This window comes from Marinobacter sp. MBR-99, from assembly GCF_040547575.1.
Lineage (GTDB): Bacteria > Pseudomonadota > Gammaproteobacteria > Pseudomonadales > Oleiphilaceae > Marinobacter.
On sequence record NZ_JBEPPY010000019.1, the window covers coordinates 26415 to 40872 of the forward strand.

Genomic DNA, 14458 nt, shown 5'->3' on the forward strand with positions numbered 1-14458 from the left:
TTCTGGCCGTCAAACCTCCGGATTCGCCAGGGCCTCGGCGGCGCCAAGCAGTCCGGTATAAGGCTCTGTCACGACATAAACGGGCGTGGATTCAAGAAGGGGTCGCATTCTGCCCTTGTCCTCGAACCCGTTCCGGAACGGGCTTTCCAGAAAGAACTCGAGGATACGCGGGAGAATGCCCCCGCACAGGTAAACACCGCCCAGACTGCCCAGCGTCAGCACACCATTGCCAGCCACCCGGCCCAGAATTTCACAGAAATGACGCAGGCTTTCCCGTGCCAGCACATCTTCGTTGGCCAGGGCCGCCGCGGTGATCTTCTCCGGGGAATCCAGGGGGGCAGGCACACTACGGATTTCCGCATGGGCCTGATAGAGATTCAGCAAACCCTGACCGCACAGAATGCGCTCCACAGACACCCGGCCGAACCGGGCACGGAGAATCCGCAACACACCCATTTCCAGGTCATCTGTCGGTGCGTAGTCCACGTGTCCGCCTTCCGTCATCAGGGGCACCCAGCCATTGTTGATGGGCACCAGCCCCGACACGCCCAAACCCGTTCCTGGCCCCATCACCAACCGGGGCCGGCGTGGATCCCCCGGGCCACCGCAGACGTGTACCAGATTGGCTTCCGGCACATGGGGCACGCCCAGGGCCATGGCGGTAAAGTCGTTAATGACCTTGAAGGCCGACCAGTCAAACTGCCGGCGAACCTCTTCGGTATCAAAGCGCCAGTGGTTGTTGGTCATTCGAACCTGGGTACCACGGACCGGCGATGCAACCGCCAGGCACGCCTGACCAACTTCCTTGACCCCGACGCGCTGGAGGTAATCCACCACGGCACAGTCCAGGTTGTCGTAGTCACGACAGGCAAGCACCTCGATTTCCCGGGGCCGCACGTCGCCCTGCGCCACCAGAGCAAAGCGCGCGTTGGTGCCTCCAATATCACCGACCAGTGAATACAGCTTGTCTGTCATGACTCGTGATTCCAGAAAAAGCTCGCCCCCTGTTCCGGATTGCTGGCCGACCGACGCAGCCAACCGAACAGCTCCCGGCCAAACCCGTGATGATAGCTGCTAATGTCCGCTTTTTCAGGCTCGCGGGCGGCAAGCGCCTGGTCAGTGAGTTCAATACTCAAGGTGCCTTTGACGGCATCCAGGCGGATGAGATCACCGTTGTGCACCCGCGCCAGCGGGCCGTCGTCCAGAGCCTCAGGGTACACATGAATCGCCGCCGGCACTTTACCGGAAGCCCCGGACATCCGCCCGTCGGTCACCAGGGCCACTTTGAAGCCGCGATCCTGGAGCACTCCGAGGTAAGGCGTCAGCTTGTGCAATTCCGGCATGCCATTGGCTTTCGGACCCTGGAAGCGAACCACAACCACACAGTCTTTATCCAGATCACCGGCCTCAAACGCAGCCTTCAGTTCGTTCTGCTCATTAAACACAACGGCGGGCGCCTCAATCACATGATGCTCCGGGGCAACCGCAGATACTTTGATCACCCCCCGACCAAGGTTACCGTCCAACACTTTCAGGCCACCGTCAGGGGCGAAGGGCTCATCCGCGCTGCTCAGCACATCCGGAGCCAGGCTTTTCTCAACGGCGGGCTTCCACACCAGGCGCTCATCTTCCATCTCAGGCATCTGAGTGTAGCGCTCCAGTCCCTGCCCCACGACGGTCTGCACATCGTTATGCAGATAGCCGCTCTCGAGCAGTTCCCTAATCAGGAACGGCGTGCCGCCGGCTTCATGGAAGGCGTTGATATCTTCCTGCCCGTTCGGATAGATGCGGGTCATGGACGGCACCACCGACGACAGCTCCGAGTAGTCGTTCCAGTCAATGATAATGCCGGCGGCGCGGGCAATCGCAATCCAGTGAATGGTGTGATTGGTGGAGCCACCGGTCACCAGCAAGGCCACCAGCGCGTTGACGATAGCCTTCTCATCCACCATGTCGGCCAGCCCCAGGTTACCGCCATGGGGCCTGGACAGCTTGATCACCTGTTCGGTGGCGGCCCGGGTCAGCGAATCCCTCAGCGGCGTGCCCGGGTTGACGAATGCCGAACCCGGCAGGTGCAGCCCCATCACCTCCACCAGTAACTGATTACTGTTGGCCGTGCCATAGAAGGTGCAGGTACCCGGGCTGTGGTAGGACTTGCTTTCCGCTTCGAGAAGCTCATCCCGGCCAATTTTACCCTCTGCATATAGCTGGCGGATGCGCTGCTTCTCTTTATTCGGCAGCCCGGACGGCATGGGGCCGGCGGGAACCAGAATGGTGGGCAGGTGACCGAAGCTCAGGGAGCCAATCAACAGCCCCGGCACGATCTTGTCACAGATTCCCAGTAACAGGGTGGCATCAAACATATTGTGGCTCAGTGCCACCGCCGTGCTCATGGCAATGGTGTCACGGGAAAACAGGCTCAGCTCCATGCCCGGCTGGCCCTGGGTAACGCCGTCGCACATGGCGGGCGTGCCACCGGCGAACTGGGCCACTGAGCCCATACCGCGAGCCGCCTCACGGATAACGTCCGGGAATGTCTGATAGGGCTGGTGGGCAGAAAGCATATCGTTATAGGCCGAAACGATCGCCACATTCGCCTTGTTCATAAACTTCAGGGTGTCTTTGTCCTGCTGACTGCAGGCCGCAAAGCCGTGAGCCAGATTGCCGCAGGACAAGGTGCTGCGATGCGGAGATTGCTCCTTCAATGTGGCCATTCGCGACAGATAGTCCTGCCGGGTAGGCCGACTGCGCTCAATGATCCGGTTCGTGACCTTGGTAATGATGGGGTGCATGGCAGACTCCGTGATTTCACTTATGTTTTGCTATATGACGTAAGTTTACTTACTTTTTTTCATCATTACAGCCAATCGACGTTCATTTATGAATTTTTTGTTGTTATATTTACTACATCAACCTGAAGACTGAACAAAAAACCGACAACAAGGAGTCTGGTCATGACTATCCGCATCGCCATCAACGGATTTGGGCGTATTGGCCGCAACATCCTGAGGGCCGTTTACGAAAATAACTACCGAAATCAACTACAGGTAGTCGCCATTAACGATCTTGGCGACGCCGAAACCAACGCTCACCTATTCAAATACGACAGTGTACATGGCCGATTTGCCGGCGTGGTCAGTCACGACGCAGAATCGCTGACCGTCAACGGCGATCGAATCGCCATTACCGCCATCCGCAACCCGGAAGACCTGCCCTGGAAAGACTACCACGTGGATGTGGTGTTCGAGTGTACCGGGCTGTTTACCAACCGGGACAAAGCCGCCGCACACCTCAACGCCGGCGCCCGGAAGGTGATTATCTCCGCCCCATCCGCAGACGCAGATGCCACCGTTGTCTATGGCGTCAATCATCAGGAACTGACTGCCAGGCACCAGATCATTTCCAACGCCTCCTGCACCACCAACTGCCTGGCACCGGTGGTCGCCGCCCTGCACGAGACCGTGGGCATTGAGAGTGGCCTGATGACCACCATCCACTCCTACACCAACGACCAGAAACTGAGTGACGTTTACCACTCTGACCTGTACCGGGCCCGGTCAGCCACCCAATCAATGATTCCCACAAAGACCGGCGCTGCCGCTGCCATCGGCAAAGTGATCCCGGACCTGGACGGAAAACTCGACGGCCTGGCCGTCCGGGTTCCAACCATCAACGTGTCGCTGGTGGATTTTGGATTTATTGCCAACCGTAACACCAGCGTAGCGGAGATCAACGCAGCCGTCCGCGACGCCGCGCAGCGCAGCCCGATACTCGGCTACAATACCGAAAAGCTGGTCAGCATCGACTTCAATCACAACGCCCTGTCCAGCGTGTTTGACGCAAATCATACCCGGGTTATCGGCCGTCATGTAAAAGTCATGGCCTGGTATGACAATGAATGGGGCTTTTCAAACCGCATGCTCGACAACGCCATCGAGCTTATGAAAGCCGCTCAGTAACACCCAATAAAGGATCCGCATCATGCTCAGGCGCACCAAAATAGTCGCCACACTCGGCCCCGCTACCGATACTCCGGAAGCCCTGGCCGCCATTATTGCAGCCGGGGTAGACGCCACCCGGCTTAACTTTTCTCATGGCAGTGCTGATGAGCATATTGCCCGGGCCCGACGGGTAAGAGAAACAGCTGCAGCCCAAGGGCGCTTTGTTGCCTTGCTGGCCGACTTGCAGGGCCCGAAACTGCGAATAGCAAGATTTGCCGAGAACAAAGTTATTCTGGTGGCGGGCCAGACCTTCGTTCTGGACGCCGCCATGGATAAAGAGGCCGGCACCAATGAGCGGGTCGGCATCGATTACGAGCAACTGATCGAGGATGTAGAACCGGGAGACATTCTGGTTCTGGATGATGGCCGCATCGAAATGGAAGTCCAGAGCGTGGATGGCCGCAGCATTACATCCCGGGTTCTGATTGGCGGCCCGCTTTCCAACAACAAGGGCCTGAACAAACGGGGAGGCGGCCTGTCGGCCGAAGCCCTCACCGACAAGGACAAACAGGATATCGTCACCGCGGCCCGCTTGGGCGCGGACTATGTGGCGGTTTCTTTTGTGCGCACGGCTGACGACATGCATGTTGCTCGCAAGTTGTTGCAAGAGGCCGGCTCGGATGCCGGGCTAGTGGCCAAGATCGAACGGGCCGAACTGGCCCATGACGAAGCGGCACTGGACGCCGTTATTCTGGCGTCCGACGCCGTCATGGTTGCCCGAGGTGATCTGGCGGTGGAAATCGGCGATGCCGAACTGGTTGGCGTTCAGAAACACATCATCTCCCGGGCGCGGGTATTGAACCGGGCGGTGATCACCGCCACCCAGATGATGGAATCAATGATCACCAACCCCATGCCAACCCGGGCAGAAGTGTCGGATGTGGCAAACGCCGTGATGGATTACACCGATGCAGTGATGCTGTCGGCGGAAACGGCCGTGGGCGACTACCCCACGGAGGCCGTTGAAGCCATGGTGCGCATCTGCCTTGGGGCGGAACGCCACCCTTCCATGCATCAGTCCAAGCACCGAATCCACGAAAGCATGGAGCGGGTTGATGAGGCCATCGCCCTCTCGGCCATGTATGCCGCCAACCACCTGGAGGGCGTTCGCGCTATCATCTGCATGACCGAAACTGGCGCCACTCCCAGACTGATGTCCCGCATAAAGTCCAGCCTGCCGATATTTGCTTTCTCGCGGCACCACTCCACACAACACCGGGTTGCCCTGTTCCGAGGAGTACAAACCGTACCCTTTGATTCCGCCAAGATTGCCAACGAGCAAACCAACGCCAATGCCGTTGCCGAACTCAAACGCAGGGGCGTGGTGAAGGAAGACGATCTGGTGGTGATTACCAAGGGCGATTACGTCAACGCCCAGGGAGGCACCAACACCATGAAGATTGTCCGCGTTGGAGCCGACATACGCTAACGCGGACCTGAGCAACGCGGCCTGATAGCAAAAAGCCCACTCCTGGAAGTGGGCTTTTTCATGCCTGAGGGCAAGCAACGTCACCTGAGCCGATCAAGACTGGCCCGCGCCACCTCGGTGATCACCTCCCACTCCCGGCGCTGGATCGCCTCCGCCGGCGTCAACCAGGAGCCACCCACGGCGGCCACATTAGGCAAGGCCAGGTAGTCCCGCGCGGTCTTCTGGTTAATCCCGCCAGTCGGGCAGAAGGTCACGTCCGGGAACGGGCCACGAAATGCCTTCAACGCCGGCATACCGCCTGACACTTCAGCCGGAAAGAACTTGAATTCACGGTAACCCAACGAGTAGCCCAACATGAGCTCAGAGACCGTGGCAACACCTGGCAATAATGGTGCCTCAGAGGTTAGCGCAAACTCCAGAATCGCCTCGGTAACACCCGGCGTAATCACGAACTGGGCACCGGCAGCCTCCACCTGCCGGTACTGGGCGATACTGGTTACTGTACCCGCACCAACCCATGCCTCGGGAATGGCTTTTCGAACCTGTTCAATAGCCCGCACCCCATGTTCGGTTCTAAGAGTAATTTCCAGCACCTTGATACCACCATCCACCAGCGCACGACACAAGGGAATGGCATCTTCCGGTTCATTGATGGCAATAACCGGCACCAGTGGCGAGGCACTGAGTACAGCCTGAATACGGTCTCTGTGATAATCGGAAAGTTGTGTCATCTACGTCTCCTGAATGCAGTTACTGACCGCATTGTTTCGTACTGTCTCGTCATCACGGACTCCAGAACACCTTCAGCCCGGGCTTGAGAAAGGCCCTGACCGGCATAGCCATAATGGCCTCGGGCCTTGCCATCGCTGCGGCCAGGGTATCCAGCTTGTCATTCCCCTTCAGGTGCAGGGCGGTATACCTGGCAGCAGCCAGCACCGGACGCGTCAAGGTAATGCGCTGCTGTGCCTGGGACGGCGGATTCATCGCCAGGACCAGATCCCCGGACTCCAGGTCCATAGCCTCTGGCAGCTCCGGTGCATCCGGAAACAGAGACGCGGTATGACCATCATTCCCCATACCCAGGATCAACACGTCCAGCGGCAGTTTCAGCCCGGCAAGTGCAGAGCGAACCCGTGGCAGGCCCTCCTCAGGCGTTGAACCAACCTGCTTCAGAGAGAGAAAGCTGGCATCAGCAGCCTTGTTCTGCAGCAGATTCTCACGCACCAGGGTGGTATTGCTGGCCGGATCTCCCTCGGGTACCCAACGCTCATCGGCCAGGAGCACATCCACCCGTGACCAATCCAGATCCACCTGCGAAAGCGCCCGAAAAAACGGCAACGGCGTGGATCCACCGGAAACCACCAGACTTGCCCTGTCAGCTCTCTCCAGACGCTGCATCAGAAAACGGGCGACATCAGCGGCGAGGGCTTCGGCCACCTCCTGCGGGTCTTCCCCCGACTCCAGAGTCACACCATCCGGCAGGGGAATATCAGGCATCTTCATACCAGCTCCTCCCGTCCCGGGTAATCATGGCAATGGATGCCACCGGCCCCCAAGTTCCTGCGGCATAGCGCTTTGGTGGTTCGCCGCTGTCATGCCAGTTTGCAATAACCTGATCCACCCAGCGCCAGGCGTACTCAACTTCATCACGACGCACAAACAGGTACTGATTCCCCTTCATTACTTCCCACAGCAAACGCTCGTAGGCATCGGGAATTCGGTCGGTTTCGAATGTCTCCGAGAACGTCAGCTCCAACGGCCCCTGGCGAAGGCGCATACCTTTATCCAGCCCCTGGTCCTTGGTGAGAATCTTCAGGGACATGCCTTCATCGGGCTGCAGGCGGATAATGAGTTTGTTATTGGCCAGATGCTTCTGGTCTGGATCAAAGATGTAATGAGGCGCCGGCTTGAAATGGATAATAATCTGGGACAACTTTTCCGGAAGCCGCTTGCCGGTACGGATATAGAAAGGCACGCCAGACCAGCGCCAGTTGTCGATCTCCGCTTTCAGGGCCACAAAGGTTTCTGTCTCGCTGCCCTTGTTCGCCCCCTCTTCTTCCAGGTACCCCGGTACCGGCTGACCGCCACTGGTGCCTGCGGTGTACTGGCCACGAACCACATGGCTGCCCATCAACTCCGGGGTAATCTGTTTGAGCGCCTTGAGCACCTTCACTTTCTCGTCGCGAATACTGTCCGCAGACAGATCTGCCGGCGGATCCATCGCAATCAGGCAGAGCAACTGCAGCAGGTGATTCTGGATCATGTCCCGAATCTGGCCGGCCTTGTCAAAATAGCCCCAACGCCCCTCGATACCCACGCTTTCCGCAACCGTAATTTCCACGTGAGAGATGTGGTTCTGATCCCACTGGGAAGCAAAGAGGTTGTTGGCAAAGCGCAGGGCAATCAGGTTCTGCACGGTTTCCTTGCCCAGATAATGATCAATCCGGAAGATCTGATTCTCGTTGTACACCTGCCCCAGCTCATCGTTGATCACCCTGGAGGTTTCCAGGTCGTGCCCAATAGGCTTTTCAACCACAACCCTCGTCCGCTCATTGCAGCAACGAGTTGCCTCCAGATTGCGAGCTATCACCCCATACATTGACGGCGGGGTTGCCATGTAAACGATTAGCTGGTTGTCCGGTTTGTCACGCCAGTCGCGCAACGCCTGAAAGCCCTCTGGGTCGTTGAAATCAAGACGCTGATATTCCACTCGCTGGAGAAAGTCCCTTGCGATATCCGGATCAAACTCATCGGGTTTCACGTGTTTTTTCAGTTTCTCCAGCAGCTGCTCTTTCACCTTTTCGGTATCAGCCTCTGTCCGGGCAATGGCCAGCATTCGGCTCCCAGGCGCCAGCAAGCCCGCCCGTTCAAGCTGATAAAGGGCCGGGAAGAGTTTGCGCTGGGCGAGATCCCCCAGCGCCCCGAATAGCATTAGGTCACAACGGGTAACGGTACGGTTGACCATCGGTTCCTTCTCTCAGTTTGCAGCGACGACCGTCGCCTGAAACGGATAATGTAGTAATTTTATAAAAATAATGACAGCTCATCGGGCATTTTCCAAGGGTATTTTTCATTAATTGATATTTTTACTACACCAAAAAGTTCATAAACACGGTATAATCACTACAATTTCCAATAACGATTGCACACCCTCAGGGAGTACCCAAACATGGCCGCAAACCATGCGCACCGTGACGACAACCTGCTGGAAGACATTCAGTCCCGGCTTGACAGCCTGAACAAATCGGAACGCAAGGTCGCGGAAGCTATCCTTCGTGACCCCAGCGCAGCCACTCGTTACAGCATAGCTGCCCTAGCCCGCGCTGCCGATGTCAGTGAACCCACGGTGAATCGTTTTTGCCGGGGATTCTCGGCCACCGGGTTCCCCGACTTCAAAATTCGCCTTGCTCAGAGCATCGCCACCGGCACACCCTACGTGGGCCAGAATGTCGAGCCCGACGATACCGTGGCGGAGTTCGCAGACAAGATCATGCTCAGCACCATCGCCAGCCTGGACAAAGCCCGTCAGTCTCTGGACCCAAAAGCCCTGGGCACCGTCATTGACTACCTGATTCAGGCCAAACAGATCAACTTCTTCGGCATGGGTGGTTCGGCGTCCGTTGCCCTGGATGCCCAACACAAATTCTTTCGCTTCAACATTCCGGTCACCTCTTACGACGACGCCCTGATGCAACGGATGGTCGCCGCGGGCGCCCAGGTGGGAGATGTCATCGTATTGATCTCCTACACCGGAAGAACCAAAGAGGCCGTTGAAATTGCCAAGGTGGCCCGCTCCAATGGCGCCACCGTGATTGGTATCACAAATCCGGAATCTCCGCTGGCTGAGTGCTGCACGGCGGTGCTTGGCGTAACTGCTCCGGAGGATACTGAAGTCTATATGCCCATGTCGTCACGTATTATCCACCTGACCGTGATCGACATTCTGGCAACCGGCGTGACACTCAAGCGCGGAAAGGATTTCCTGAGCCATCTCAAGAAGATAAAGGAAAGCCTCAAGGCTACCCGCTATCCACTGGAATAATTCCCCATAGTACTCGCCTGCACCACGCAGACATCCTCCGGAAGGGGCGCAGCCATCTACGCCCCTCCTCCCCCCTGAAACTCACCCCCCAAATTCTCTGACTCGGAGGATGTACAAAGACACGCCTTGAGGAACCATGAAATCCGGTTTCCCAATGTCTGATTGGCAGAAGCTGCAATCAAGGGAACCGGAAGCCTGACCGGGACCTAGGAACCGGAAATTCCGTTTCCCCGACATGCAAGAATGACAAAAACACAGGACTCAAACGATGCACAATAAAAAGCCTCTCTTCGCTAGCAAGCTTCCCCTGGCGGCTGCCATCACTGCAGCGGTTATGGCAACACCGGCCATCGCGGTGGACTTCCACGGCTACGCCCGGGCCGGAGCCTCCACCAATATCGGCAGCGGCGGCGAACAAACCTGTTTCGGCAATGGCGCCAGCGGTCACTATGTAGGCCGCCTGGCTGACGAATGCGACACCTATGCCGAGCTGTCACTGGGCGACGAGCTGTTCAGCCAGGACGGCAAAACCTTCCGCATTGATTCCATGCTTGCCTACAGTGCTGAGCCCCAGGGCAACGATTACCAGGCACTGAATGGTGGCAACAACATCAGCGGTATCGACTTCGCCAACGAAGAAGTCACTCGCAACAACGCAGACCCCTTCGGCGGCGGTGAGATTGCCCTGAGACAGCTTTATGTGTCTGCCAGGAACGTCGTCGAGTCGTTACCCGGCGCCACCCTCTGGGCCGGCAAACGCTTCTATCAGCGTAAAGACATCCACCAGATGGATCTCTTCTACGTCAACAACTCCGGCTACGGCGCGGGTATCGAGAACATCAAGGCAGGTGCTGGCCACCTGTCCGTTGCCTATACCAATGCCGACACCAGCGACGGTGAAGGCCTGGTTCAGAACAACAAACTTGACGTTCGCTACGCCTTCCCCGTTGCCGGCGGCCACACGCTTGAACTGATCGGTATCTACGCCATGGCCGATCTGACTGACCAGCAGAAAGACGCCGGCATTGAAGACGAGAACGGCTATTTTCTCACCGCCGAGCTGTCATCAGGTGTCATGGGTGGCTTCAACAAGTTCGCCGTGCAGTATGGAGCCGACTCCATGGGCTTCGCCAATGCCGAAGGCAGCAGTGGCGGGCGAGTTGATAACGGCAACGTTGCGGGTTACTTCGAGCCCAGCTGGCGAGTGCTCAACCACGGCGTGATCAAACTGGGCAATAACTGGGATCTGGGCCACTCCGTTGTCTATGAGAAAGCCAAACCCCATGATGCCGGCGCCCGTGATGGAGAGCGCCTGAGCATCATCGCCCGACCAATCTACAACTGGTCAACCGTCATGAGTACCGCGATTGAGATCGGCTACAGCGATACCGACCGCCCCTGGTTCACCGAATCCCAGGATCTCGGGAAAGTGGCCATCGCCCAGCAATGGCAGGCCGGCCCTGGCTACTGGGCGCGCCCCGTTATCCGCGCTTACGCTGCTACCTTCTTCGGAGATGAAGCCGAGGCCGCACGCGGTGGCGAAGGAATTGATGGCGACATCCAGATTGGCGCCCAGATCGAAGCCTGGTGGTAAGGCTCTAAACTCCACACACTCTACTTGGACCTCCTTCAGGGCCGGCGTATGCCGGCCCTTTTTTTGCCCCTCACCCAATGACATCTACGCCCCGCTGCCACCTACGGCTACGCCCCGAAAATCCGGTCCCGGAGGGATGTTCTCGTGCATGCTTCGCGCAACCATGAGGGAGATCCGGAGCGGATCTTCCACCAACAAAAACAATTGGAAAGAGGATGTTGACAATGCCTGACCATAAACGGCTCACGGGTGGCATAGTGCTGACCCTTGCGCTGGCTCTGACCGGCTGCAACTCCGGCAGTAGCAGCGACTCACCGGCCAACGGCGGAAACACTGGTGCTGACGGCCTGCTCGAACCCGGGGCCAACGAGGCCCTGCTCTATTACAAGCGACCAGATGCCAGCTATGACGGCTGGGGCCTGCACCTTTGGAACGACGCCGGCGCTGGCTGTAACGGACTGGCCGATGGTGTGCCCACCGACTGGGACAACCCAAGACTGGCCGACGGCATCAGCGACACCTACGGCGCCTATTACCGGATACCCATGCGCGAGGCCGGGGACTGCCTCAACTTCATTGTCCACAAGGGTGATGAGAAAGACCTTGGCGGCCAGGACCACCGCTGGCACTTTGGTGCGCTCGGCAACCGCATTTTCACCGTCAGCGGCAGCCAGCTGCTATCCAGTACACCGATCGAGACCGACGGTATTGCCATTGCCGGCGCCAGTGCCCATTGGGTTGATCGCAACACCCTGATCTTCCGGGACACCGGAAATCTGCCACGGGTTGAACTTCGCTATGACCACAATGCCGGTATTGGCGTCAGCGACTCCGACACCCTGAGTGGTGGCAACATACTGGAACTGACGCCCACCACGTTACCTGAAGCCAGTGCAGACAAGTTCCCCCACCTGGCAGATTGGCCAGCCTACGAGATCATCGCTGACAGCGAAACCATCCAATCCGCGTTAAAAGGCCAACTGGTCGCCGCAGCCTATAACAGTAACGACGACCTGGTAATCGCCACTGGCGTGCAGATCCCGGGGGTACTGGATGATCTGTTTACTTTTGGCGGAGAGCTGGGCGCCATTGTCGATGCAAGCTCCGTTACTTTTTCGGTCTGGGCACCAACCGCACAGAACCTGAAGCTTCATGTGTTCGATGAAGCCGGAAATCTCCTGCCCGGGTATCCGGCCGAGATGATCGAATCCAACGGGGTGTGGAGCCATTCAGGAAGCCGCAGCGACCTGCTGGAGATGTACTATCAGTACGAAGTCTCCGTTTACCACCCCAGAACCGGTGCCATCGAAACCACCCTGGTATCCGACCCCTACGCCCTAAGCCTTTCTGCGAATGGCCAGTATGCCCAGGTGGTGGACCTTGGCGCAGACTACAAGCCATCCGGATGGGACAGCCTTACGATTCCAGCGAGGCCAGCGCCGGAGGATGTCGTGGTGTATGAGGTACACGTTCGCGATTTCAGCGCCACAGACGAAACCGTTGAGCCGTCCCATCGCGGCAAATACAAAGCCTTTACAGCCCCTTCTGATGGCAGTGTCGATAGCGTCGCACACCTGAGGAACCTGGCCGAGGCAGGCGTAACTCACCTGCACCTGTTGCCTGCCTTTGATATCGCCACCGTGAATGAAAACCCGAATCAGTTGGTCGATATTCAGGACGATTTCAACCGGCTGTGCGAGCTTTCTGAAGCAGCCGCCAGCGAGTTCTCTGAATACTGCACAAGCGGGCAAACGATTCGCCAGGTTCTGGAAGGGTTTGACCCGCTCACCGGTGACGCCCAGGCGCTGTATAACACGTTCCGCGACCTGGACAGCTTCAACTGGGGCTATGACCCGGTTCACTTCACTGTGCCGGAAGGCAGCTATGCCACAGACGCCCAGGGCCCTCAGCGCATTACCGAGTTCCGGGAACTGGTGACGGCGGCCTCCGAATTGGGCCTGAACGTGGTTCTGGACGTGGTCTACAACCACACCAATTCGTCCGGTCTTGCCGACAACTCGGTTCTGGACAAGCTGGTACCCGGCTATTACCACCGCCTGAACCCGGAAACCGGAGCCGTCGAGCAGTCCACCTGCTGTGAGAATACCGCCTCTGAGCACGCCATGATGGAAAAGCTGATGGTCGACTCCCTGGTCACCTGGGCCCGGCATTACAAAGTATCCGGGTTCCGGTTTGATCTGATGGGCCACCACATGCTGAGCAATATGGAGAAGGCCCTGGCCGCGGTGCAGGCTGTCGATCCGGACACCTATTTTTATGGTGAAGCCTGGAACTTCGGCGAGGTGGCCAACAACGCCAGAGGCGTAAACGCCATCCAGACCAACATGGCCGGAACCGGTATTGGCTCGTTCAACGATCGCCTGCGGGATGCCGTACGTGGCGGCGGGCCCTTCGATGGAGGTGATGCCATTCGGGCCAACCAGGGATTTGCCAATGGCCTGTTCACCTACCCCAACGATCGGAACACGGGCGGCGAAGATGAAAGAAACCGGTTACTGCAGGTGAGTGACTGGATTCGTGTGGGCATCGCCGGCAGCCTGGCAGACTACCCGTTTGAGACCGCCACAGACGAGCTGAAAACCGCTGCCGAAATCGACTACAACGGACAGGCCGCCGGTTACACGGCAGATCCCCAGGAAATCATCAATTACGTTTCCAAGCACGACAACCAGACTCTCTGGGACAACAACCAGTACAAAGCCGACTACGCCGCCAGCACTCTGGAGCGGGCGCAGATGCAGGTTGTTGCCCTGGCCGTGCCGATTCTCAGCCAGGGTATCCCGTTCCTGCACATGGGCTCTGAACTGCTGCGTTCCAAATCCATGGAACGGGACAGCTACGATTCCGGGGACTGGTACAACGAGGTGGATTTCAGCTTCCAGGCCTCCGCCTGGAATCGCGGCCTGCCCCGCCAGGATAAGGACGGCTCGAACTGGGACCTGATCACCGAGGTCATCACCTCAGCTGGCAGTCACGCCAACCCCACGCCTGCGACGATCAGCTACACCAGGGACCAGGTACTGGAGCTACTCAGGGTGCGCAAGGAAAGCCCACTGTTCCGGCTGCAGACCGCCGAGGACATCAAGAACCGCCTCAGCTTCCTCAACACCGGCTCGCAGCAGATTCCGGGGCTGATCGCGTTCAGCCTGCTGGATGACGGTACCGCCGGTTTGCCGGAGCTGGACCCTGCCAATAACGAGATTGTGGTGGTGATCAACGCCAGCAACACCACCCAGACCCTGAACCACACCCTGGAAGGGGATTTCTCTGTCAGGGCCGACACCTCCCCGGCTCAGTCTGCGGCGGCCGATACTGGCGAGTTCCTGGTGCCCGGGCTCTCGGTTGCGGTATTTGCCCGCTGACCGGCGGGC

Annotated in this window: 10 protein-coding genes; 5 read left to right on the plus strand and 5 right to left on the minus strand. The window is 58.2% G+C overall.

From position 1 onward, the window contains the following. Window positions 1-9 precede the first annotated feature (9 nt). On the minus strand, window positions 10-975 hold the full coding sequence (locus ABIE59_RS15430) for a glucokinase (protein WP_354448321.1): 966 nt from the start codon (window positions 973-975) through the stop codon (window positions 10-12). Then, window positions 972-2792, minus strand: a complete 1821-nt coding sequence (edd, locus tag ABIE59_RS15435) for a phosphogluconate dehydratase (RefSeq protein WP_354448323.1) — start codon at window positions 2790-2792, stop codon at window positions 972-974. The genes ABIE59_RS15430 and edd overlap by 4 nt, the downstream gene beginning before the upstream one ends. Before the next feature lie 162 nt (window positions 2793-2954). Here edd and gap point away from each other — a divergent pair, with 162 nt between their 5' ends. Continuing rightward, on the plus strand, window positions 2955-3959 hold the full coding sequence (gene gap, locus ABIE59_RS15440; protein ID WP_354448325.1) for a type I glyceraldehyde-3-phosphate dehydrogenase: 1005 nt from the start codon (window positions 2955-2957) through the stop codon (window positions 3957-3959). Between the two features lie 22 nt (window positions 3960-3981). Beyond that, window positions 3982-5430: a pyruvate kinase gene (gene pyk, locus ABIE59_RS15445; RefSeq protein ID WP_354448327.1), complete on the plus strand. Its 1449-nt coding sequence runs from the start codon at window positions 3982-3984 to the stop codon at window positions 5428-5430. A gap of 80 nt (window positions 5431-5510) precedes the next feature. Here the strand turns inward: pyk and ABIE59_RS15450 are convergent, their stop codons facing one another. Genes ABIE59_RS15450 through zwf form a run of 3 tightly spaced genes read right to left on the minus strand, consistent with a single transcriptional unit; the run spans window position 5511 to window position 8395 of the window. Then, on the minus strand, window positions 5511-6161 hold the full coding sequence (locus tag ABIE59_RS15450; RefSeq protein ID WP_354448329.1) for a bifunctional 4-hydroxy-2-oxoglutarate aldolase/2-dehydro-3-deoxy-phosphogluconate aldolase: 651 nt from the start codon (window positions 6159-6161) through the stop codon (window positions 5511-5513). A 52-nt stretch (window positions 6162-6213) separates the two neighbouring features. Continuing rightward, window positions 6214-6927: a 6-phosphogluconolactonase gene (pgl, locus tag ABIE59_RS15455; protein ID WP_354448331.1), complete on the minus strand. Its 714-nt coding sequence runs from the start codon at window positions 6925-6927 to the stop codon at window positions 6214-6216. After that, on the minus strand, window positions 6920-8395 hold the full coding sequence (gene zwf / locus ABIE59_RS15460) for a glucose-6-phosphate dehydrogenase (RefSeq protein WP_354448333.1): 1476 nt from the start codon (window positions 8393-8395) through the stop codon (window positions 6920-6922). Before zwf ends, pgl begins: the two co-directional genes overlap by 8 nt. A 204-nt stretch (window positions 8396-8599) precedes the next feature. Between zwf and ABIE59_RS15465 the strand changes: the two genes are divergently transcribed. The 3 genes from ABIE59_RS15465 to pulA all read left to right on the plus strand — a co-directional run bounded on the left by ABIE59_RS15465 (window position 8600) and on the right by pulA (window position 14449). Beyond that, a complete protein-coding gene (locus tag ABIE59_RS15465; RefSeq protein WP_354448335.1) occupies window positions 8600-9472 on the plus strand; it encodes a MurR/RpiR family transcriptional regulator in 873 nt (290 codons plus the stop codon). A gap of 268 nt (window positions 9473-9740) precedes the next feature. Further along, window positions 9741-11066: a maltoporin LamB gene (lamB, locus tag ABIE59_RS15470; RefSeq protein ID WP_354448337.1), complete on the plus strand. Its 1326-nt coding sequence runs from the start codon at window positions 9741-9743 to the stop codon at window positions 11064-11066. 224 nt (window positions 11067-11290) lie between these two features. Then, the gene (gene pulA / locus ABIE59_RS15475; protein ID WP_354448339.1) at window positions 11291-14449 is read left to right on the plus strand and encodes a pullulanase-type alpha-1,6-glucosidase; all 3159 of its coding nucleotides are present in this window, start codon (window positions 11291-11293) and stop codon (window positions 14447-14449) included. Window positions 14450-14458: the final 9 nt, after the last annotated feature.